Annotated in this window: 18 protein-coding genes and 1 tRNA gene; 7 read left to right on the plus strand and 12 right to left on the minus strand. The window is 68.8% G+C overall.

Annotated features, from left to right (window positions below; genetic code table 11):
• Positions 1-1,449, minus strand: coding sequence for an LLM class flavin-dependent oxidoreductase (locus ELQ92_RS02735; RefSeq protein ID WP_128497427.1), 1,449 nt, complete (start codon positions 1,447-1,449; stop codon positions 1-3).
• A gap of 246 nt (positions 1,450-1,695) precedes the next feature.
• Here ELQ92_RS02735 and ELQ92_RS02740 point away from each other — a divergent pair, with 246 nt between their 5' ends.
• The 4 genes from ELQ92_RS02740 (at position 1,696) to ELQ92_RS02755 (ending at position 5,356) form a co-directional block, all read left to right on the plus strand.
• Positions 1,696-3,039, plus strand: a complete 1,344-nt coding sequence (locus ELQ92_RS02740) for an ABC transporter substrate-binding protein (protein ID WP_128497429.1) — start codon at positions 1,696-1,698, stop codon at positions 3,037-3,039.
• Between the two features lie 176 nt (positions 3,040-3,215).
• Positions 3,216-4,055 carry a carbohydrate ABC transporter permease gene (locus tag ELQ92_RS02745; protein ID WP_166426687.1) on the plus strand — a complete coding sequence of 280 codons (840 nt, stop codon included), beginning with the start codon at positions 3,216-3,218 and terminating at the stop codon, positions 4,053-4,055.
• Positions 4,056-4,200: 145 nt separating this feature from the next.
• Positions 4,201-4,974 (plus strand): carbohydrate ABC transporter permease, encoded by a 774-nt coding sequence (locus ELQ92_RS02750; RefSeq protein WP_243694828.1) that lies wholly within the window; start codon positions 4,201-4,203, stop codon positions 4,972-4,974.
• Between the two features lie 309 nt (positions 4,975-5,283).
• A tRNA-Arg gene (locus tag ELQ92_RS02755) sits at positions 5,284-5,356 on the plus strand.
• 207 nt (positions 5,357-5,563) lie between these two features.
• On the opposite strand, the gene ELQ92_RS02760 is transcribed toward ELQ92_RS02755, so the two are convergent.
• A complete protein-coding gene (locus ELQ92_RS02760; RefSeq protein WP_128497434.1) occupies positions 5,564-6,301 on the minus strand; it encodes an MBL fold metallo-hydrolase in 738 nt (245 codons plus the stop codon).
• A gap of 101 nt (positions 6,302-6,402) precedes the next feature.
• On the opposite strand from ELQ92_RS02760, the gene ELQ92_RS02765 reads away from it, so the two are divergent.
• Positions 6,403-7,050 carry a trimeric intracellular cation channel family protein gene (locus ELQ92_RS02765; RefSeq protein WP_128497435.1) on the plus strand — a complete coding sequence of 216 codons (648 nt, stop codon included), beginning with the start codon at positions 6,403-6,405 and terminating at the stop codon, positions 7,048-7,050.
• A 4-nt stretch (positions 7,051-7,054) separates the two neighbouring features.
• Here ELQ92_RS02765 and ELQ92_RS02770 read toward each other — a convergent pair whose 3' ends face one another.
• From ELQ92_RS02770 to ELQ92_RS02810, 9 genes are all read right to left on the minus strand, one after another.
• Positions 7,055-7,831 carry a GNAT family N-acetyltransferase gene (locus ELQ92_RS02770; protein WP_128497436.1) on the minus strand — a complete coding sequence of 259 codons (777 nt, stop codon included), beginning with the start codon at positions 7,829-7,831 and terminating at the stop codon, positions 7,055-7,057.
• On the minus strand, positions 7,828-8,436 hold the full coding sequence (locus tag ELQ92_RS02775) for a hypothetical protein (protein ID WP_128497437.1): 609 nt from the start codon (positions 8,434-8,436) through the stop codon (positions 7,828-7,830). Before ELQ92_RS02775 ends, ELQ92_RS02770 begins: the two co-directional genes overlap by 4 nt.
• Positions 8,436-8,873, minus strand: coding sequence for a hypothetical protein (locus ELQ92_RS02780; RefSeq protein WP_128497438.1), 438 nt, complete (start codon positions 8,871-8,873; stop codon positions 8,436-8,438). Before ELQ92_RS02780 ends, ELQ92_RS02775 begins: the two co-directional genes overlap by 1 nt.
• Entirely contained in the window at positions 8,870-9,055 is a 186-nt protein-coding gene (locus ELQ92_RS02785; protein ID WP_128497440.1) for a hypothetical protein, read from the minus strand. Before ELQ92_RS02785 ends, ELQ92_RS02780 begins: the two co-directional genes overlap by 4 nt.
• Complete coding sequence (locus ELQ92_RS02790) at positions 9,052-10,758, minus strand: superantigen-like protein SSL4 (protein WP_128497441.1); 1,707 nt, start codon at positions 10,756-10,758, stop codon at positions 9,052-9,054. Before ELQ92_RS02790 ends, ELQ92_RS02785 begins: the two co-directional genes overlap by 4 nt.
• A complete protein-coding gene (locus tag ELQ92_RS02795; RefSeq protein WP_128497442.1) occupies positions 10,751-11,050 on the minus strand; it encodes a hypothetical protein in 300 nt (99 codons plus the stop codon). Before ELQ92_RS02795 ends, ELQ92_RS02790 begins: the two co-directional genes overlap by 8 nt.
• Positions 11,051-11,074: 24 nt before the next feature.
• Complete coding sequence (locus tag ELQ92_RS02800; RefSeq protein WP_128497443.1) at positions 11,075-15,487, minus strand: FtsK/SpoIIIE domain-containing protein; 4,413 nt, start codon at positions 15,485-15,487, stop codon at positions 11,075-11,077.
• Between the two features lie 107 nt (positions 15,488-15,594).
• Entirely contained in the window at positions 15,595-15,891 is a 297-nt protein-coding gene (locus ELQ92_RS02805; RefSeq protein ID WP_128497445.1) for a WXG100 family type VII secretion target, read from the minus strand.
• Positions 15,892-15,956: 65 nt separating this feature from the next.
• Complete coding sequence (locus ELQ92_RS02810) at positions 15,957-17,312, minus strand: LysM peptidoglycan-binding domain-containing protein (RefSeq protein ID WP_128497446.1); 1,356 nt, start codon at positions 17,310-17,312, stop codon at positions 15,957-15,959.
• 400 nt (positions 17,313-17,712) lie between these two features.
• On the opposite strand from ELQ92_RS02810, the gene ELQ92_RS02815 reads away from it, so the two are divergent.
• Together ELQ92_RS02815 and thrC are read left to right on the plus strand one after the other, a co-directional pair.
• Complete coding sequence (locus ELQ92_RS02815; RefSeq protein ID WP_243694829.1) at positions 17,713-19,326, plus strand: LuxR C-terminal-related transcriptional regulator; 1,614 nt, start codon at positions 17,713-17,715, stop codon at positions 19,324-19,326.
• A gap of 105 nt (positions 19,327-19,431) precedes the next feature.
• Complete coding sequence (thrC, locus tag ELQ92_RS02820; protein ID WP_128497999.1) at positions 19,432-20,856, plus strand: threonine synthase; 1,425 nt, start codon at positions 19,432-19,434, stop codon at positions 20,854-20,856.
• 24 nt (positions 20,857-20,880) lie between these two features.
• On the opposite strand, the gene ELQ92_RS02825 is transcribed toward thrC, so the two are convergent.
• Positions 20,881-21,075 (minus strand): hypothetical protein, encoded by a 195-nt coding sequence (locus ELQ92_RS02825; RefSeq protein WP_128497449.1) that lies wholly within the window; start codon positions 21,073-21,075, stop codon positions 20,881-20,883.
• Positions 21,076-21,203 lie beyond the last annotated feature (128 nt).

Consider the following 21,203-nt stretch of genomic DNA (forward strand, 5'->3'; position numbering starts at 1 on the left):
TCAGGCTCCTTGCGGTTCGAGGTCGGCTGCCGAGCCGAAGAGGGATGCGGCGGTGTCGTCGGCGGCGCTCGGGCCGTCGGCGAAGGCGCCTCGGTATGCGTGCGCGGGATGCCACGCGGGCACGACGGGCGAGCCGGTGCCGTTGAGGCGACCGCGCAGGGTCCCCTCGGGGTACTCGTCCCACACGCGCCCGCGGCGGCGCAGCTCGGGGACGAGCAGTTCGACGACGTCCTCGAAGGTACCGGGCGTCACGACGTAGGCGAGGTTGAAGCCGTCGATCCCGCCCACCTCGACCCAGCGCTCGAGCTCGTCCGCGACGGTCGCGGGACTCCCGACGATGACCGGGCCGATTCCGCCGATACCGACGTAGTGCGCGATGTCGCGCGGCGTCCACTTCCGCTCCGGGTCGTACTGCGTGAAGATCGCGAGCGCGGACCGCGCGGCGTCGGTGTCGATGTACGTGAGCGGGACGTCCGGGTCGTACTGAGAGAGATCGAGTCCCGACCAGCCGCCATACAGCGCGAGTGCGCCGTCGAGGCTCACGTATGGACGGTAGGAGTCGTACTTCTCCTGCGCCTCCTCGTCGGTCTCCGCCACGACGACCGTCGCGAGCGTGAGGATCTTGACGCTGTCGCGGGGGCGGCCGATCTGCTCGGCGCGATCCCGGATATCGTCCGTGATGCGTCGCGTCAGTTCCGGCTTCAGTCCGTTGATGAAGATCGCCTCGCCGTGCTTCGCGGCGAACTCCCGACCGCGCGACGAGGCGCCGGCCTGGAAGATCACGGGAGTGCGCTGCGGGCTCGGCTCGGAGAGGTGCACGCCGGGCACCTCGAAGTGCTCTCCGACGTGATCGATCGGGTGGACCTTGGTGGGATCGGTGTAGATGCCGCGCTCGCGGTCGATGACGACCGCGTCGTCCTCCCACGAGCCCTCCCATAGCTTGTACGTGACGTCGAGGAACTCGTCGCCGATGCCGTAGCGGTCGTCGTGGCCGATCTGCGCGCCGAGGCCGAGGTTCCGGGCCGCCGAGTCGAGATATGACGTGACGACGTTCCAGCCGACGCGGCCCTTCGTGAAGTGGTCGAGCGTCGAGAAGCGGCGGGCGAGCGCGTAGGGGAGCTCGTACGTCGACGCGACCGTGACACCGAAGCCGAGGTGCTCCGTCGCGTGCGCCATCGCGGAGACCTGGACGATCGGGTCGCCGACGGGGATCTGCGCGGAGTCCTCGAGCGCCGTCGCCGCCGAGTGCCGGTAGACGTCGTACACGCCGACGACGTCCGCGATGAAGAGCGCGTCGAACGTGCCACGTTCGAGCAGCTTCGCGAGGTCGACCCAGTAGTCGAGCGAGTTGTAGCGGTGCGCCTGGTTCTCCGGGTGCTTCCAGAGGCCGGGCGCCTGGTGCGTGACGCAGCTCATGTCGAACGCGTTGAGGATGATGCGCGATGCCATCTGGCTCTGCTCCGCTTCGTGGATCGGATGCCCCGGGGGGCCGTGGTCCGCCGACGCTATCGAAGCCGCCGTGCGCCTCGGAAGGGCCGCCGACACACGGCGAAACGTTCGGAGGACACACTTCGTCACACCGTGTCGTCGTCTTACGTCGCGCCTTCCGCCGGGCGTCACCCGCCCCTACATTTCGATGAACCGCCCGGCCGCCGGGCCGCCCACAGCCCTCCCTCAGCACACCAGGAGACCACCATGACCAGCACCCGATCCCCGTTCGGACGCCGCGCCAGCGGTGTCGCGTTCGTCGCCGGAGCCGCCGCCGTGGCGATGACCCTGTCCGCGTGCGCCGGAGGGGCGGCGAGCGGCTCGAACGCCGACGGCGACTTCTCCGGAGAGGAGCTCACGGTGCTCCTCATTTCCTCGCACGAGGGTGCGTCGGAGTGGCTCTCGACCGAGTTCGAGGAGAAGACCGGCGCGACCATCAACCCGGTCATCGTGCCGTACGACGAGATCGGCTCGAAGCTCGCCCTCGACCAGCAGTCCGGCGCGAACACCATCGACGTCGCCGCACCCTGGTACGTCTCCCTCGGCGATCTCGCGGCGGACGGCGCGATCCAGGACCTCACGGAGTGGGTCGACGGCAACGACGCCCTCGACGTCGACGACTTCATCCCTTCCCTCTGGAAGCCCTACAGCCAGGTCGACGGTAAGACGTACGGTCTGCCGTTCGACGGTGACACGCACGTCCTCTTCTACAACCGGGAGATCCTCGCCCGGAACGGCTTCGACGCGCCGCCCGCGACGTGGGACGAGTACCTCGAGCAGACGAAGACCATCACCGAGAACGAGAGCGCCGACGGCGTGTACGGTGCCGCGATCTTCGGCCAGAAGTCGCCGCTCATCCTCGGTGCGAGCTTCGCGAACCGGCTTGCGGGATTCGGCGGCGAGTTCGTCGACGAGAGCGGCGAGCCCACCATCAACACGCCCGAGGCCGTCGCTGCGGCGCAAGCGCTCGTCGACGTGAACGACTACGCGCTGCCGACCCCCGCCGAGACCGACTTCGGCGCCGGCAACAGCGCCTGGTTCGCGGGCAAGGTCGGCTTCATCGAGAACTGGACCGACCTCGGCGTGCGATCGCAGGACCCCGAGAGCGGCTCCGAGGTCGTCGACCAATGGGGTGTGACGTTCCTCCCGACGGGCGGCGGCAACACGGCATCGCGGGCGTCTCTCGTCGCGGGCTTCAGCTGGGTCATCGCCGCGAACACGCAGAAGACCGAGCTCGCTCAGGAGTTTATCGAGTGGGCGTCGTCGAGCGAGGTCAATGCGAAGCTCCTCACCGAACTGCCGCCGACGGGGATCGACCCGAACCGCCTGTCCTCGCTCGAGGACGAGACGTACGGCACGGAGTTCCCGGAGATCCAGGAGGCCAACCGCGCGACGCTCGACGGGGCGCTCGCGTGGCCGACCGGCGAGAACGCCACGGAGGCTGCGCAGGTCCTCACGGACGAGCTCGCGAAGCTGCTCGCGGGGGAGGGTGGCACCGCTCAGGAGACGCTCGACCGAGTGCAGGCCGAATGGGAAGACCTCCTCGGGTGACCGCGTCGACGACGCGTGACGCGGCCGCGTCCTCAAAACGCCCTCACCCGTCCCCTGAGCCTGTCGACCCTTCGACCGGCTCAGGGAACGACCAGCCACGTCAGGAACGCGGTGCCCGCACCGACCGGAAGGCAACACGGCCCCGACCACGCACCACGTGGACGCGGCGCGTCTTCGTGGCCCCCGCCGTTCTCTCCCTGGTCGTCCTCGGCGGTTATCCGCTCGTGTTCATCGCGCTCGCCGCGTTCACCGAGTCGAGCCTCGGTCGGCCGTTCCAGGAGTTCGTCGGCGCCGCGACGTTCGAATCGGTCCTCGCCGACGGGGACGCGACCGCCTCGCTCCTCCGCGGCGTCGTCTACGCGCTGCTCGTCGCGGTCGTGAGCGTGGCGCTCGGCGTCGCGACGGCCGTCGCCTTGTGGCGTTCGGTGCGAGCGGGAGCCGTCGTGCGGACCCTCCTCCTCCTGCCCATGATCACGCCGCCCGTCGTGGTGGGCGTCCTGTGGAAGCTCGTCTTCACTCCCTCTGGGGGGCTCGTGGACACCGTCCTCGGTGCGGTCATCCCTGGAGGGGCGACCTTCTCGGTGCTCTCGCATCCGGTGTTCGCGTTCCTCGGTGTCGCGCTCGCCGACGTGTGGGAGTGGACGCCTCTCATCGTGTTGCTCGTCTTCGCGGCCCTCATCGGCCAGGACGCCGCGATCACCGAGGCCGCATCGCTCGACGGAGCGCACGGGTTCCGCTTGTTCCGGAGCATCACGCTTCCGGCGATCGCGGGAACGGTCGCGGCCGCGTTCCTCATCCGTCTCGTCCTCGCGTTCAAGGTCTTCGACCTCGTGTACGTGATGACGTCGGGCGGGCCCGGGCAGGCGACGACCCTGCCCGCGTACGTCATCTGGCAAGCGGCGCTGCAGCAGTTCGACGTGGGCCGCGCCGCCGCCGTCACCCTGCTGCTCGCGGTCGTCGTCACTCTCGTGACGCTTCCCGTCGTCGCCGTCACCCGGAGGCTCCACAATGACTGACGCGTTCTCCCGGCACCTCGCCGCGACCCCGCCCAATACAGCTTTCGAGCGCACATCCGGCAGTACAACGGTGCCCCCGCGCTCGAAAGCGGGATCTGGCGGGAGGGGAAGGGGCGGGCGGTCGGTCGCGGCCGAGGTGTGGGTGGTGTTGTCGCTTCTGGCGGCGCTCGTCCCGCTCGGATACCTCGTGTCGGTGTCGCTCATGAGTCAAGGTCAGATCTCGGCCGGGTCGCTCGTGCCGCTCCCACCGGACTGGGGCAACTGGTCCGCCGCTCTCACCGAGACGGGGCTTCCGCGGGCCGTGCTGAACTCGATCGTCGCGGCACTCGGAGGCGCCCTGCTCACCCTCGCGTTCGCGTTGCCCGCTGCGTGGGCGATGGCGCGACACCGCACCGGCGGACGGTCGCTCGCGGGGCTCGTGCTGAGCCCGTGGCTGCTTCCGCCGATCGTCGCGATCGTGCCGCTGTTCAGTCTCCTGCGGGTGCTCGGACTCAACAACACGCTCGTCGGTCTGACCCTCGTCTACGCACTGACGAACACGGCCGTCGCGATCTGGCTGCTCGAGGGCTTCGTCCGTCGGCTGCCGGTCGAAGTCGACGAGGCGGCTCAGCTCGACGGCGCGGGGGAGTGGCGGGTCCTCGTGAGTGTCGTGACGCCGCTGCTCACGCCCGCGCTCATCGCTGTCGGGGTGATCGTCGCGGTGCTCAACTACAACGAGTTCCTTTTCGCGACCTTCCTCACCCAGGGGCCGGATGCGCAGACGGTGCCTGTGATCCTCTCCCTCATGCTCGGGGAACGCGTCCAGGACTTCGGCACGATCGCTGCCGCGTCCCTCGTGGGGGTCGTCCCGGTCTACGCCGCAGCGGTCTTCCTCCAGCATCGCCTCGTGGGTGGCCTCACCGCAGGCTCCCTCACCTAACCCAGAGAGCTACACCCGCACGAGGGCGCCAGGTGCACGTGGCGCCCTCGGGCCCGAAGTGCCGCCCTCGACCCCCGCGCTCTGAGCCCGTCCCGCCCACCGCGACACGGTTGCCGAGCTTGTCGAAGCGTGGTGACCGCAACCGAGCACGATGCCCTTCGACAAGCTCAGGGAGTGCGTGGTGCGCTCCTCCGGGGCCGTGGGGCTCGGTTCCCGGTTCGGTCACCGGCCGATTGGCGCACTGCCACGTTGGCCTGATAGTCTCTACTCTGGCCTGCGAGCGGGAGACTGCTCGGAACGCCGAAAACTGCGCCCGTAGCTCAACGGATAGAGCATCTGACTACGGATCAGAAGGTTGGGGGTTCGAATCCCTCCGGGCGCACTCTGCTAGCGAAAACAGTCGTCAGCCTCCGGCTGATACGTGCAGCTGGCGCAGATTCTGGTTGAGACAGAATGAAACGGCCCGCGAAAGCGGGCCGTTTTCGTGTGGAGTGGCCAACTCGTCGTTCCTGCCGCCCCGCGAGGTCGACGAGGCGGGGACGCACGAGGCGGGGGCTCGACATCGCGCGCTCCCCCTCCCTGCTCCTCGTCACGGTCGACGCGCGATCTCGACGGCGTGCCGCAGCGAGCCGGTCCAGGACGGGCCGTGACCCGGCATCATCGTGGTCGCGTCGAGTTCGGGGAGTCGCCCTAGGGACTCACTCGCTCGCGGCAGGTCGTGATGGAACATGCTCGGAAGCAACTGCGGTCCCGACCGGCGAGACGTGCGGTGGCCGGTGACCAGCGCGTCGCCGGTCACGACGACCCCCGACTCCTCGTAGAGGTAGGCGGCGTGGCCGGAGGTGTGACCGGGCAGGGCGATGAGGCGTGGCGTGCCCGGGACCTGGACGAGACCGTCGTCCGACGGGGCCGCGGTCGCGCTGGGCACGGCCAGGGCGGGATCTCCCCCGAGTAGTGGCGCGATACTCGCGGCCCACGCGATCACTCCGGGCCGTGCGGCTTTTCTCACGATCGAGAGGGGCGTCACTTGCTGGATGTGCTCCCGATGGATGTGCGCCACTTCGCCGGGCGGCGCGTAGACCGGCGTTCCGTGCTCCTTCGCCAGCCAGGCGGCGCCGCCGATGTGATCTGCGTGTGCATGAGTGATCAGTACGGCTCGCACGTCCTCGGGGGCTCTGCCCAGTGCGTGGAGCGAGGCGATGAGCTCGGCGCGCTGTCCCACGTAGCCGGAGTCGATCAGCACGACGCCGTCAGGGTGGTCGTCGATGACCCAGTTCACGTGATTCGTCTGCACGAAATGCAAGGACCCGACGCGTTCGATTCTCATGGCGTATCCCTTCCGGAAACGGAAACTATATGTAATATATCGGATGCCGGTACGCGGGATGATCGGCTGAACAGCCCACCTGACCCACTCGGGAGACGATCATGGATAACGCACTCTTCGCGGTCCCCCTCTGGGTCGAGCTCGTCGCCGCCGGCCTCGGTGGCCTGCAGGGAGCGATGTTCGCAGCCGGCTACCGCGACCACCGAATCGACGTCCTCGGTGTTGTCGCGATCGGAATCGGCACGTCCTTGGGCGGCAGCCTCCTCCGGGACGTCGTCCTCAACCAACCCCCCGTGGTGGTCTGGAGCAACTGGTACCTCCTCGTCGCGGCCGCAGGAGCGCTCATCGGTATGGCGCTCGAGCACATCTTCCAACGCCTCAACTGGCTCATCACCGGACTCGACGCCGTCGTGATCGGCCTCTTCGGTGCGATCGGCACCTCGAAGGCGCTCGTTCTCGGGGTGCCGACGGTGGGTGCGATCTTCATCGGCGTGATCGCGGCCGTCGGGGGCTCGGTCGTGCGGGACGTCTCCCTCGGTCTGCCCGTCGCCTTCCTCCAGGTCGGATCGCTCTACGCCGTCGCGGCCGGCGCCGGCGCCGGCCTCCTCGTCCTCCTCGACTCGGTCGGGGTTCCCATCCCCGCCAGCGGCCTCGCCTGCGTGATCGCCACGACGGTGATTCGCCTGGCCGCCGTCCGCTTCCGCTGGACATTCCCCGAACAGACAACGCTGCGGCACGTGCGCCGCTAGTGGATTACCCCGCACGTGCGCGCCCGGGGTGGGGCGGTGCCGAGAAGAGGTGGGCGTGCAACGTCGACACGGCATCGAACCCCAGCGACTCGTAGACGGGTCGGCCCATCCCACTGGTCTGGAGCGTCGCCCAGGTCGCGCCGGCGGCTCGAGCCTCGCGAAGCGCGTGCATCGTGAGCGCGCTCGCGAAGCCCCGGCCACGGAAGGCCTCAGCCGTCGACACGAGGTAGACGCCGACCAGGTCGCCCGACGACAGGATCTCGGCGGTCGCCACGATCCCACCGTCGACGAGGCCCGCGAAGCGCCTGAAACGGTGGGCCGGATACACCCGCCCGCGTTCCACCCCCACAAGCGGGGCGCCCAGGTGCGCCCCCAACCCCATCGATGCGCTGTAGCCGCGGACCCACTCATGAAGGGAGTCCGGAGCGGAAATCTCCACCACCGTCAATTCCGCGGGCGGGTCGTCCGAGCCGACATCGCGCAGGTCCATCTCCATGATGGTCGTCCCTCCGACGTAGGTGCCGCCATGCGCTTCGAGAAGACGTGCCGTGTCCGGGTGTGAGAGCTCGGACACCTCCCAAAGGAAGGGGACTCCCGCCATGCGCGCCCGGACGTCGTCGACGATCACGTCGGAGATCTCCGAATTGTGGGTGACCGCGTTCAAGCGCGCCGCGGGAACCCCGCTCTTGTAGAGCGACAGGGCCCCGGTCGATCTGTCATCGACGCCCCAGCCGTGCCAATAACTCTGGTGGTTCGCCAGTTGATCGCCGAGACCCGTCACTGCTCACCCCAGCGCACGGTGGTCAGTTGCGCGTCGAAGAGCTCGACGAGAACGTCCGCCAGCGGGCCAGTCGGATCGGCGCTGCCGAGAGTGACGAAGGTGAAGACGAGCCAGGCTCGGTCGTCGGTCGGGCTCGACACCGTGTAGGTGACGCGCCGGACGGCGTGTCGGGAGAGCGGATCGGCCGTAGGGTTCGCAGGCTCGACGCCCTCCTCTCGCAGCGCGGGTTGGCCGTCGATGTCGACGAGCCGCGTGACGCTCGACGAGTTGGCGGCGAGTGCGTTGAGGACCGTCTCCGGCGTCGTCGCGCCGCCTTCGCCGTCTCGCCATTCCGAAACGGTGTACGAGGCGGGAACGGCGATGTCGCCCATGCGGCGGGTCGGGAGACAGATGAGCCCTGCACCGGCGGAACGGGCGTGCTCGACGACCCGACTGAGGTGCTTGTGCAACTCCAGTCGGAACGGTGTCGCGGAGTCGCGCGGCACGTCATCGGGAACCGCCTGATGGGCGAGCGCGCTCAAACGGGCCTCGAGTTCGGTCCGGTCGGCGTTGTTGAGGGAGAGGTTCTCCCAGCCGGGGATGTCCACGATCGAATAGGCGCTCATCACTTCTCCCTCGTTGCGCGCACGGTCGAGAGGAGATCGAGCATCGCTGTGTACAGGTCGGGTACGGTTTCGATCGGCACGGACCGTGCGGTCAGCGTGATGTCGAGACCCCAGGCGCGCCGGAGGAGCACGATCCGGGCCGAAAGGTCGCCCTCGGGACTCTCGTCGAACGACAAGAGCGAGACGCCATCGGCGAGGTGATCCGGCAGGCCCCGCCGGTGAGGTCGGCCGAGCGGGCCGACCTCGTTCGCATCGAAACGGTCGAGAAGGTAGCGGGTGTCCGGTCCGAGGGCGTGGAAGACGCGCAGGGTCGCCGCGGGGGCGGCACCCTGTGCCACTCCCGGTGCGAGGAAGACTCCGGAGGTCTCGCCTCTCCTCCACGCCACGGGGAGCGGCCCGACGGACGCTCCCTCGCCCGTCGATCGTTCGGCGATCATGCGTCCCTCCCGTGCGCGTTCACGTCGTCCGCGATGAGGAGCACGTGTGACCGGTGCCATCGGATGGTCGAGGTCGTGATCGCTTTGCTCTCGCCGTCGGAGGCCGCGACAGGACGACCGGCTGTGTGCCAGCGCTCGACGGCGACGCTGACGGTGTCCGTCGCTTCGACGTTCGTGATCATGACGGGTCGACCTCGTTCCCGGCGAGGTCGAGGTCCTTCCGGGTGTGATCGGACCGTCCGGCGATGTACCGGGCGACGGGAGTGACCTGTCCGTTCTCGGCCATCGACCAGGGCACGACCCACTCGTAGCGGTCACTGTCATCACTGAACAGGGGATTCCGGATGATCATGCCGTTCGCGCCCAGACGGTCGACGAAGTGGGGCGGCTCACCGGTGAGTCCGGGGAACGACTCGAGCGGGTTCTTGTCCAGTTCGCGGTTCGGTGTCACCAGCGTGAACTCGTGAGGGTAGGTGAACTTGACGACGTCGCCCGGCCTCGGGCGGCCCGTCGCGTCGTCCACCTGGTGAGCCCAATTCTCAGCGCTGGCCTTCGTGTCGGCGACGTAGAGTCCCTTCCAGTCCATCCAGGGACTCCCATTCTGGTAGAGAGCGTCATCGCCGCGGCGAGCGCCGTTGTCGTAGAACATCCGGGCCCCGTCCGTGCCCATGCCGCGGTAGCCCTCGAAGTGCGAGATGCGGGTGTATCTCACACCGGTGGGCGACTCCCACGTCTGTGTTCCCGGCTTGATCGTGACGCCCGGCGGGAGGTCGTTCGGCGGGTCGACGACCTTCGACCCCGGAGGAACGTGCCAGTCCAGCTCCGTCTTGGTCGGTCCGGCCGGGGTGTCCGGCCGCGCGGCGGGCGGGGCATCGGGGCGTGGCGTCGGCGCCTCGGGCGCGGGGGTGTCCGCTGTCGGAGTATCCGCTGTCGGGGTATCCGGTCTCGGCGTCGGGGTATCCGGTCTGGGCGTGGGGGGTCGTGTCCCCGCCGGCGTCTCGGTGGGTGTCCCGCGGGCGGGGACGGCCGTGCGCGTTCCCTTGGCGACCGAACCGACGCCGAGAGTGGCGAGGCCGAGCACGGCGAACGCGATGTCCTCTGGTGAGCTCTCCCCGACGGCGACGAGAACGAGCTCGGACACGACCACCACGGCGTCGAGTCCGCGAGAAAACGCCATCAGACCGGCCGAGATCACGGGTCCCACCCCGGGTATCACGAGAGCTACCACGGCGAGCACGGTCGCGACGATCGTGAACACCGTGATCAGGATCTTCAGAATCTTGATGAATCTGTGCGCGAAGCGGTCCCAGTGCGAGTCCTTGAGGCCGTCGTCGAATCCTCTGCTCACCGTCCGGGCGGCTGTGCGCCCGGCCTCGTCCAGACGCTGCAGCACCCCCGTGAGTCTGGCCCTGGCCTCCTGCAGCCGGGCTGCAGCACCGTCGGCTGCCGCGGTCCGATCGGCATTCGCCTGCTCCTCCTCGGGAGTGAGCGTGGCTCCCTCTGCCGCCTCGGCGAGCGGCATCGTGTCGGCGCGGGCCTGCGCGCCGGCGGCGTCGATCGCGTCATCGAGAGCCGAAGCGGAGCCGAGCAGGGCGGCATCGATTGCGGGCCGGTACTCCTGGAGGGCGCTCACCACGGCCTCATAGCGCCCGACGGTCTGCTTCAGGTCCTTCCCGACCTCGCTCGCTGAGGACCGGAGCTCGTCGGCGTACGCTCCCCTGAGCGACTCGCCCGATCCGATCCGGGCGAGCCTGTCTCCCTGCACGCGGAGCGTCTCGGCGAGCGAGCGGAAGTGCGCCAGCTGCTCATCGATCGCGGCCGTGTCGGCCACCACCGGATCGGACGGTTTACCGAGCAGATCCCATGGCCCCGGGCGCTCAGGCATTGCTCACCTCATCCACCTGAATGCTGTCTGCCAGCTGCTTCTCGGCGTCGGTCCACGTCTGGCAGGCCTGGTCGACGCGCTCGCTGAGCTTCCCCAGCCTCTCGTTGATCTTGTCGCGGTGTACGTACCAGTTGTTCACGAATTCGCCCATCGCCCACGTCAGATCGTCCTGACCCCAGATCCGGTTGGTCTGGTCGGCTCGGTCTTTCGCCAGACTGAACTCCTGGTGAATGGTTTTCAGGTCACGATTGGTGTCGTCGAGCGTTTCGTCGACGACGAGGTGATCCGCCATGCAAGGTCCTTTCAGAGGTGAGTGTCAGTTCACGAGCCGGGGGGCTTGAAGAGTGCGGATGGTGCCACCGCCGAGGTGGGCGAGCATCCGGCCGGGCGGCATCGGGGCGACGGTCGCCGACCGCGGGATACGCACGCCGATGAGGTCGCCGTCGAACGGGCTGCGGGGGCTCAGCAGCGCACCGCGCTGATTGTTCCGGACGTCCGTCTGCCAGCCCGTGAAGCCTCCTCCCACCTCGGCGGCGCTGCCCCCCAGGATCACGCCGCGGCCGGCGCCCGGAGCCTCGCGAATCCAGTCCCGCAGGGCGTCACTCGCAGGCATGTCGCGCACCAACTCCCCGTCGTCGATGACGAGGACGACCGGACCGGCCACATCGAGCGCCGGACGGAGCTCGTCCGCCGCGATGTCGCTCCTCTCGAAGACGGGACCGAGGCCGGGTCGGCCCTCGAGCAGACCCGGTAGGGGCGATCGGCGCGGAGCGATCACCACGACCGTCGTTCCGGCATCGAGGAGAGATCGGGCCATGGTGGCCAGTACGTTGCTCTTCCCCGACTGAGGCGGCCCCGCCACGAGGAAGGTCGGCGGCCCGCCCGCCAGGTCCACTCCCACCGATGAGAGCTCGTCGCCCCCGACCCCGAGCAGCGCCCACAGGGCGGGCGCGCCGGCATTCGTGGGGTACCGGGCGATCTCATCCCAGGTCAGGAGGGCCGGCAACAGATCGATGCGCCAGGGACGCTGCCGCGGCGGTACACCGAGGTCTCGCTCCCGCGCGCGCATGGCGATCTCGGTCAGCGCAGCCGCCTGCGCGGTCGCGCTCGGATCGTTCGCGAGGAGGGCGACCTGCGCCTCCTGGCCCGTGGAGCCCCGGAACATCCTTCCGTCCGGCACGGTCTGCGCGATCTTCCGCGGGTTGAGGCCGCCCATGCCGTAGTCGCTCCGGTCGCTGAGTCGCAGCATCCATTTCTCCTCGGTCAGAACGCTGACGCGCCCCGAGAGCAGCGAGCGGTCGCCGGCGACGATCAGGTGGATTCCGGCGCTCGCACCTTCGCGGAGGAAGGCGAGCACCTGCTCCACCAGGATGCCGCCGTCCACCTCGCCGAAGGTGCTCGTGAAGCTCTCCCACCGGTCGAGGAACACGATGATGTGGGGGAGGCGGTCGACGGCGGCGACCTGCTCGCGTTGCTCGGAGATGTCAGCGACTCCGAGTCGGCCGAACAACTCCTGCCGCTCAGTCAACTCCCTCTGGAGCCGGTCGAAGATCCGCCCGATCCGCTCACGCTCGTTGCGTTGCACGACGGCACCCGTGTGGGGCAACCGGTTCAGCGGAAGCAGCGCGCCGTTGCCCATGTCGATTCCGAAGAAGTGGAGGTCTGCGGTACCGATGTTGTCGGCGAGTGCGCCGGCGATGGTTCGAAGGGCCTGGGATCGTCCCGATCGCGCGGCCCCCACGATGTACATGTGCCCGAACTCGGCCAAAGCGATCGACACCGGCGGCTGCGACTGGGTGCCGGGGGCGTCGCCCAGGGCCCATGCGACGGCGGGGAGTGATGGAGCGGATCCCGGCTTCGGGGCTGTGCCGCTCGACGGGGGTCCGCCTCGCGGCTCGTCGGTGCGCGGGAGGTCGGCGCGAAGGACCGTCTCGGGGAGGGGGGCAAGCCACGGCGAGTGGTTCGGGGGCAGGCCGAGACCGGCAGCCGCCTCGATCGCCGCGTCGACGAGCCGGGAGAGGTCGGTGGCCACCCCCTCTTCAGCGTCCGAGCGTGGTGGGGTGGGCGGAGGGTAACCCGCACTCGCCCAGCCGATCTCGACGATGACGGGTGCGGCGACCGGCGCGGGTCCTGCGGTGGTCAGGCTTCGGCCTCCCACGCGCGCGGTCTGGAAGGGGACGAGGGAGGAGTGCCCGAGTCGGACATAAGCGCGACCCGGCAGTGTCGCCGGGATCCGCGCGGAGTCCGGAGCGTCGATGACGTCGGTGCTGTCGGCGGCATCGGTGACACGCAGAGAGATCCGCAGGTTGGTGTTGGCACGGATCTCCGCCGAGACGACGCCGGATGGCCGCTGGGTGGCCAGGATCAGGTGGATTCCGAGCGACCTGCCCCGTTGCGCGATGTTCACGAGCCCGGCGACGAAATCCGGGAGTTCGCGAGCCATCGACGCGAACTCGTCGATGACGATGAGCAGTCGTGGCAGGGGCGCCAGTGCCCCCGGCGCTCCTCGATCGCGAGCGGCGACGTAGTCCTCGATGTCCTTCGCGCCCACGTCCGCCAACAGGTGTTCCCGCCGGGTCAGCTCGGCGCCGAGCGAGGTGAGAGCGCGCTCGACGAGGTGCGCGTCGAGGTCGGTCACCATGCCGACCGTGTGCGGGAATCGGACGGCATCCTTGAAGGCTGCTCCCCCCTTGTAGTCGACGAGGACGAAGTTCATCTCGTCGGGTCGGTTGACCACGGCGAGGCTCGCTACGAGCGACTGCAGGAGCTCCGACTTGCCAGAGCCCGTCGTTCCGGCCACCAGGCCGTGAGGGCCGTCAGCCACCAGTTCGATCGAGAACGGGCCGTCCAGGGACACCCCGATGACCGCGCGCGTGCTGCGAGCACCCCCGGCCCACCGTGCGGCGAGGGCGGGAGCGCCGATGGGCTCGAGCTCCATCACCTCGGTGAGCCGGGCGGCAGAGGGGATGGAGTCCTCTTCGTCATCACCTGTGTCGCGTATCGGGGCGAGGGACCGGGCCACGCGTTCGAACCAGGCGGTGTCGATGTCGTCGAGACGGACGTTCTGCACGGCCTGGTGTGCGGAACGGCGGACGACAGCCCGGCCCTCCGGCAGGATTGCGACGACGGACGTGCACTCCTCCGGGAGCGAACGCTCGTTGTCATCGATGCAGATTCCGTAGACGCCGACGGCCGGCCCGTCCCGGAGCACTCCGGCGACCCCGGGGTAGTTCCTCAAGCGGCGGGCGCCGTCCCACACCACCACGATGTCGGGCGTGAAGCGGTGGAGTCGACCGCTCGCCGCGGCGGCTTGAGACGTCCGGTCTGCGACGAGCTGCACCAACTCGCCGATGCGGCGACCCACTGTGTCCGCATCGTTACCGATGAGCGAGCGGGTGTCCTGGCCGAGCGCGGGGACGGAATGCGGAAGCCACACGGTCCAGGCCCAGTCGTGATGGCTGTCTCCGGACGTGAGGACGACGAGCTGCACGTCGCGTGGGCTCTGCATCACCGCCAACTGAGCGGCGAACCACTTCGCAACGGAGCGGGAGCGGGCGGGCGCCCCCGCGACGCCGATAACGCCCGTTTCGGAGAGCGGCACCGACGTGGGGACGTCCCGAAGAGTTGCGGGTACACGCCGACGGTACTCCACAGGCTCTCGAAGATCCTCGACGGCCACGGCGCTCGGGAGATCGGCGGTGCCGACGCGGAGAAGGAGGTGATCGTCGTCGCCGGCGCGGCGCTCCCAGAGTCGAGAACCGGGGGTCGCGGCGATCGTGCCCAGGTCGGTCGCGCTGGGCGTGGCGGCCTGCAACGCCCACCTCTCCTGGGCGTGACGCTCGCGGATGTCCTCCTCGATGCGTTCGACCGTCGCCTTGTGTTCAGCCAGCTTCTCCCGATGGGTCCGTCGTCCCTGCCTCTTCGCCGTGAGGGCGTTCGCCATCACCATGATCGGTGAGAGCAGGGCCAACGCCAGGAAGGCGACGGACTGGAAGAGGACGGCCGACACCACTCCGGCGAGCAGCGGGAGGAGCGCCGCCACCCAGGGCAGCGGGTTCCTCGGTGGAGCACTCGGTGCGGCGGGGATGCGGTAGAGCTCGTCGACCGGCGCGAATCGCAGCCGAGGTGGCCGATTGAAGTCCAACGTGCCCCCGTCGTCCGACGGTTCGAGCACCGCGTTCGTCTCGATGACCGGGCGCTGTTGGAACAGGCTGTCCCCGATCCGCACGTCGACCCCTTTCGGCCACGGGACGAACTCCTGCGTCAGCGGCGTGCCCGAGAGCTCCGCTTGAACGAGTGTGTTCACCGTGCGCACGCGAACGGTCATCTGGAGGTCGACGACGACCACGAGTGCCCGCGAGGGCAAAGGGGCCAGCACCGCATCGTTCGACGGGGAACTGCCGAGAGAGTGCTGCCCGGGCCCGATGCGGACGACGCGTCCCGTTCCGGGGCCGCTCGATACGCCGATGTCGATGAGCCCCTCGGTCGTACTCACGCGTGGGGGAGGGCCGTGGTGCAGGGCGATCACGGAGCCGTGGCGGAGGCCCGCGGCGCTGATCGTGTCGGTCGGGTCGACTGCTGTTCCTCCAACGGTCACCGTCGTACCGTCCTGTGCGAGGGTGATTCCGGTGCGGGCGAGGATCTCAGCGACGGTCGTGGCTGCGTCGGCATCGACGAGTAGATCGCGCGCTCCGCTGGTGGTGTCGCGGACGGTGACGGCGATGCGCATGGGTCGTTTTCAGGTCGAGGTGCGGAGAAGGGGCTGGACGGCGAAGGGAGAGGAGAGGGAGGCAGCTGGTGTCCCGCCCTGGGGGCAAGCGGGACACCAGCACCGGGTCAGCGCTTGAGCGCGTTGGCGAGGTCCGCGTCGGTCTGCTGCAGAGCCTCGGCTGCCTTGTTGAGGTAGGTGCTCATCCCCTCGAGTCCGGCGATCGTCTTCGTGGCGCCATCGTTGAACTCCTGGTACGAGCTCCCGAAGGCGATGGACGACTGGTCGGTCACATAGCCGCCGGACACCAGGCTGTCGACGAGGCTTTTCAGTCTGCTGAGCTGCATGTTGATCTCTTGCTGGCCGTTCGCCAGACGGCTTGCGGCATCCTGCATGTCGCCGTAGGTCACGTTCAAGTTCGCCATGGGTGATTCCTTCTGTTCGATGGTCGGGGTTGCCACGGGCGGGCGCCCGGACAGGTGGGGGACGGTCAAGCGGAAGTCGGCATCCGATCGGACAGCGACGCGCTGTAGCGCACGTCGGGAAGGAGGTCGCTCGACAGCACGCCGTCCCGCGCTGTGAACCTCCACGGGGCGCCGGCAAAGGGAGCCGTGACGATGACGATCCAGGAGAAGCCCGGTGACAGGAAAAGGGACCGCAGAGCATCGCCTTGGGCCCGCGAGGTGATCTCGTCGACCACGGCGATCCCCTTCTCGGAGAAATCGGTACTCGCCCCGGCGATGAAGTCGTCGAGCGCGATCTGCCGGTCGGCGCCGCGCGCGGCGAGGTGTACGACGTGCGGCGAGCCGGACCAGGGACTGCCGGTCAGCTCGGCGAGCCAACCGTCGACGACATCGGCGACCGCCGTCGCGGGGCCGTCGATGCTCACGGGACCCCCGGCCCTGTGGAAGTCGAGGAGCAGTCGCCCGGCATCGGTGATGCCGAGAGTGGCGAGTCCGGAGAAGCGCTCGCTCCCCGTCTCGGGTACCGGTTGGCGCTGGAGATGAGCGAGAGCCGCTGTCCAGATGCGGCCGTCGGAGGAAGCGCTCCACCCCGACGGTGCGCGAGTGGACGGAGCGGTGAGTTGGAGGTGGATGGACGCTCCATCGACGGTGACGAGGTAGAGGCCGGGGAAGGGGATGTCCTCGGCATCGCAAGCGGCGCTCACGATCTTCAATGCACTGTCGATGGTCCAGGACGCCGACCAGTCCCGCGACCGTGCCGTGCTCCGGGTGCCCGCCGCGCGACGGCGGCGTCGGCGGAGCACCCACCACGCGAGCGCGGCGAGGAGCATCACAACGATCGCGATCGCGATCGCGGCCAGCGGTGGTGCCGTGAGGCCGGCCGCAGGAGCGGCGTCGGCGGTGTCGCGCGTCGGTGTGGCGGAGGGGGGCGCCGACGTCGGTGTCGGTGCCGGCGCGGGGTCGACGGGGCGCGAGGTCGGGACGGGCTGGGACGGCTCGTCCGGGCGCTGAATCCGGCCGAACTGCACACCGGGACCTTCTGCATCAGCGGGCAGGAGGAGGATCCAACCGGGGTTCAGGCTCGTCGGCACGGTGAGCGCTCCGCCATCGGGCTGACGGCGGCCTTCGTTGAGCTCGAAGATCTCCGTGAACCGATTGCCGTCGCCGAGGTAACGCTGGGCGATGGCGAAGAGGAACTCGGGCTCACCGTTCACGCTCGATTGCACGACGTAGAAGGGGACCACCTCGTCGGCGTGGGTGGAGACCCGGTCCACTGATGGGCCCGCCTCGGCCGGGGCGGGTGCGAGCGCGAGGAGCGAGATCGTGATGATCACCAGCGCGAAGAGTCCGCGGATGGTGTCGTGAGCGTGCCGGCTGGTCATTGATTCATCCCACCAACCCGTCATCGGGCGAGGAATACGTATGTCTACCGATATCGCCCATCGGCGCGATGGATCCGCGGATATACGTAGGGATATACGTAGGGATATACGTACCGTTCGGCACGCGCGTGCATCCTCCCGGAATAGGCTCACTGTGTCTGCGATCGTCTGGACGAGCGAACGCGTGACGGGGCGGCGACGTTCGTCGGGGCATCGCGTCGGGGCGGTCACAATCAACGCCCAGCCCCCCTTGATATATTGCGTATTGAATATCACACGGCAGGAACGTGATCTTCGTGCGCGGATCCGTCGACGAGACGGCCAGGGGCCTTCGGTGGACAGTGAGAAGCGCATGCCGAGATCTCGTTCAGGCACCGAAGTCGAGAAGAGGATGACGGACATGTCCGGGAGATCGCCCGATGACGACCCGGTACAGGATGTGAGGAGAGCGGAAGCCCTGTTCCGCTCATCGGAGCATGCTGCGGCCCTCGATATTCTGGACGCTCTGGACATCGCGACTCTTCCGCCGTCGATCCTCGACCGCGCGCTCCCGTTGATGCTCATGGCCGGTGAGGCGACGGCAGGGGAGGAGTTCTCGCTGAGACTGCTCGGTCGGATCGAACGTCTCACAGCCCACGGCGACCTCGACGCGTCGAGCATCGTGATGACGTACCGTGCGGAGGCGACGGCCGAACCGCGCCGTCGAGCCGAACTCGCAACCGTCGCCCTCGATCGGCTGTCGGTCTCGACAGCGCCCGTCTCCCGCCACCGCGCCATCGCCGTCCTCCTCGCGGCCAAGGTCGACCTCGGGCAGGGTTTCGATCACGAACTCCTGGCGCAGATGGAGGAGTTGGAGCGGCAGATCGATCTCGTGGCGCCCGTCGACAGCGCGCTCGCCCAACGCGGATTCCTCGCCTATCAGGTGGGATTGCTCGATGAGTCGCGGAATGCCCTCGCACTACTCCGGCGTCAGGCCCGGATCGATGGCGAGCCCTTCATGGAGCGCATCTTCACGATTCACCTCGCCACGGTGGACGTCTACGCGGGACGTCGGACGGCCGCAGACGATCTCCGGGGAGTGACCGAGGCCGATGCGGTTCTCTCCCCGGCAGCGGCACGCGCATCGGGTTTGATCGCCCTGAGAGGAGCGGACGAGGCGGCCCTGCAGGCCGTCCTCCTTCAGCCGACCGTGCAGGGGTCGGAAGTCCATGGCGCCCTGACGCGCCGTGCTCTGATCGGCCTCGCAGCGGCCCGACGGGAGCAATGGCGAGAGGCCTACCAGCAGCTCTCCATCGCGCTCGCGCACGCCGAGTCGCTCGGTTCCCAGGAGCCCGGGCGCCGCATGTGGATCGACTTCGACCTCGCACGAGCGGCCGTCGGGACCGGTCGTCGGCAGGACGCTCGCCGCATGACGGACCGTCTGGAGATCCTTTCCCGGGGGTCGCGACCGCTCCTCGATGGTGTGGTGATACGCATCCACGCCCTCCTCGCGGCGGAAGAGGATCCCCCACGATCGGTCGAAATGCTCGAGGATTCCGTTGCCGTGCTGTCCGGCGCGGGTTTTCCCGACCAGCTCGTGCTGTCTCTCCTCGAGCTCGGGCGTGCCCTGGCCTCCCTGGGGCGTTTCGACGACGCACGGCAGGTTCTCGAGAGGGCGCACGTGCTGGCTCATCAGACCGGTGACCTCTCGCTCGGCCTTCTCGTCGACCGTGCGATGGCCCTGGCCTCCTCGGACGCCGTCCTCGCTGCGCTCACGACTCGAGAGCGCGAGATCGCGAGGGCAGCTGCGCGAGGCGCCAGCAGCCGGCAGATCGCGGAAGAGAGCTTCACGAGCGTGCGGACGGTCGAGACGCAATTGTCCTCGGTCTACCGCAAGCTCGGGATCACGTCTCGCGCGCAGCTGATGTTTCTGCTGGCGGATCGCGTTCGAGCGGAGAGGGTCGGATCGCTCCCGCGACGGGCTGAGCGGTGGGCAGCCGAAGGGGGGTCTGCACCGACGGGGCTCTGCGGGTAGTCTCCGTGCACCAGCGCGATCAGTGCGGGGTCCCCGTCCTCGAGGCTCCGTAGAATGGCAACGACCACCGATCGAACATCGACGCAAGCGACCGAGGCCCCCATCGTGCAGTTCATCTCCACCCGCGGCGGTTCGCTCGGGACCTACACCGACGTCCTCATCGAAGGCCTCGCGCCGAACGGGGGGCTCGCGGTTCCCGCCGAGCTGCCACGGATCGACGCCGCCGAACTCGACCGGTGGAGGGAGCTCGACTACATCGGTCTCGCCTCCGAGGTGATCGGGCTCTTCGCGACCGATATCCCGCGCGCCGACCTCGCGCGGTTGTGCGAGTCGGCGTACGGTGCCGGCCGCTTCGCGAGCCCCGAGGTCGTTCCGCTCAGCGACATCGGCGAGGGCCTCACGCTCGTCGGCCTGTCCGAAGGCCCGACGCTCGCCTTCAAGGACCTCGCCATGCAGTTCCTCGGCGAGGGCCTCGAGTACGCGCTCACGAAGGCCGACCGCGTCCTCAACGTGCTGGGTGCGACGTCCGGCGACACCGGGTCCGCCGCCGAGCACGCCGTCCGCGGTCGCGAGCGCATCGCGATCTTCATGCTCTCGCCCGAGGGCCGCATGAGCCCGTACCAGCGCGCGCAGATGTACTCGCTGCACGACGAGAACGTGCACAACATCGTCGTCGACGGCGTCTTCGACGAGTGCCAGGACCTCGTGAAGCGGCTCTCCGAGGACCTCGACTTCAAGCGCGCCCATCACCTCGGCGCGATGAACTCCATCAACTTCGGCCGGATCTCCGCGCAGATCACGTACTACGTCTGGGCGTGGCTTCGCGCCACGGACGCCCTCCCTGAGGGCGAGCGTGCGGGCTTCGAGGTGTCGTTCGCGGTGCCGTCCGGCAATTTCGGCAACATCCTCTCCGGCCAGTACGCGCGCCTCATGGGCGTGCCGATCCGCCGACTCGTCCTCGCGGTCAACGAGAACAACGTGCTCGACGACTTCTTCCGCACCGGCGTCTACCGTCCTCGCTCGGCCGAGCAGACGCTCGCGACGTCGAGCCCGTCGATGGACGTGTCCCGGGCGTCGAACCTGGAGCGCTTCGTGTTCGAGCTGTTGGGTCGCGACCCGGAGCGGACCGCCGCGGCGTGGCAGGAATTGAGCGCCACGGGCCAGATCGATCTCTCGGCGGAGAGGCACCGGTTCGAGTCCGAGTTCGGAATCGTGAGCGGGACGAGTACGCACGCCGACCGGCTCGCGACGATCCGCTCGTTCGCCGAGACGGCGTCCGTCGTCCTCGACCCTCACACCGCCGACGGCGTGAAGGTCGCGCGGGAGTACACCGAGTCCGGCGTGCCCATGCTCGTCCTCGAGACGGCGAAGTCGCCGAAGTTCGCCGACACCATCACCGAGGCTCTGGGCGAAGCAGTGCCCGTCGACCCTGCGACGCGTGCGCTTCTCGAGGCGCAGCAGCGCACGGCCGACATGCCGAACGACGAGAACCCGCTCCGCGCCTACATCGGCGAGCACGCGCTGCGCTGACGGTCGTCTCGATCGCCCCTGCTGCTACTCCGCGGGTGCGGCGATGGCGGCGGCGACGGCGGTCGCCTCGATCGCCTCAGCGTTCGCGACGATGTCCTCACCCGGGGTGGACAGCGGTGCGCCCGAACGCAACGCATCGAGGAGCGCAGCGAGCTGGTGGTCGTACGACGTGTCACCCGCGACCGTGAACGTCCGCGGCGACTCGCCGTCGACGTTCACCCGACGGCGGAAACGGCGTCGGCGCTCTCACTTCGCGAGAGTTCACTTTCCCGAAACCTGAGGATCTTCTCAATGTCGGACGCGCAACGTAGCCTGACCGAGTTCGACTGTCGCGATCCGAGGGAGAT

It is taken from the genome of Labedella populi (genome assembly GCF_004078655.1).
GTDB lineage: Bacteria > Actinomycetota > Actinomycetes > Actinomycetales > Microbacteriaceae > Labedella > Labedella populi.

Excerpts from the sequence above, each read along its gene's own strand:
- ELQ92_RS02735 (WP_128497427.1), bottom strand. The coding sequence starts at position 1,449 with ATGGCATCGCGCATCATCCTCAACGCGTTCGACATGAGCTGCGTCACG.
- ELQ92_RS02740 (WP_128497429.1), top strand. The coding sequence starts at position 1,696 with ATGACCAGCACCCGATCCCCGTTCGGACGCCGCGCCAGCGGTGTCGCG.
- ELQ92_RS02760 (WP_128497434.1), bottom strand. The coding sequence starts at position 6,301 with ATGAGAATCGAACGCGTCGGGTCCTTGCATTTCGTGCAGACGAATCAC.
- ELQ92_RS02765 (WP_128497435.1), top strand. The coding sequence starts at position 6,403 with ATGGATAACGCACTCTTCGCGGTCCCCCTCTGGGTCGAGCTCGTCGCC.
- ELQ92_RS02775 (WP_128497437.1), bottom strand. The coding sequence starts at position 8,436 with ATGAGCGCCTATTCGATCGTGGACATCCCCGGCTGGGAGAACCTCTCC.
- ELQ92_RS02780 (WP_128497438.1), bottom strand. The coding sequence starts at position 8,873 with ATGATCGCCGAACGATCGACGGGCGAGGGAGCGTCCGTCGGGCCGCTC.
- ELQ92_RS02785 (WP_128497440.1), bottom strand. The coding sequence starts at position 9,055 with ATGATCACGAACGTCGAAGCGACGGACACCGTCAGCGTCGCCGTCGAG.
- ELQ92_RS02790 (WP_128497441.1), bottom strand. The coding sequence starts at position 10,758 with ATGCCTGAGCGCCCGGGGCCATGGGATCTGCTCGGTAAACCGTCCGAT.
- ELQ92_RS02795 (WP_128497442.1), bottom strand. The coding sequence starts at position 11,050 with ATGGCGGATCACCTCGTCGTCGACGAAACGCTCGACGACACCAATCGT.
- ELQ92_RS02800 (WP_128497443.1), bottom strand. The coding sequence starts at position 15,487 with ATGCGCATCGCCGTCACCGTCCGCGACACCACCAGCGGAGCGCGCGAT.
- ELQ92_RS02805 (WP_128497445.1), bottom strand. The coding sequence starts at position 15,891 with ATGGCGAACTTGAACGTGACCTACGGCGACATGCAGGATGCCGCAAGC.
- ELQ92_RS02810 (WP_128497446.1), bottom strand. The coding sequence starts at position 17,312 with ATGACCAGCCGGCACGCTCACGACACCATCCGCGGACTCTTCGCGCTG.
- ELQ92_RS02815 (WP_243694829.1), top strand. The coding sequence starts at position 17,713 with ATGTCCGGGAGATCGCCCGATGACGACCCGGTACAGGATGTGAGGAGA.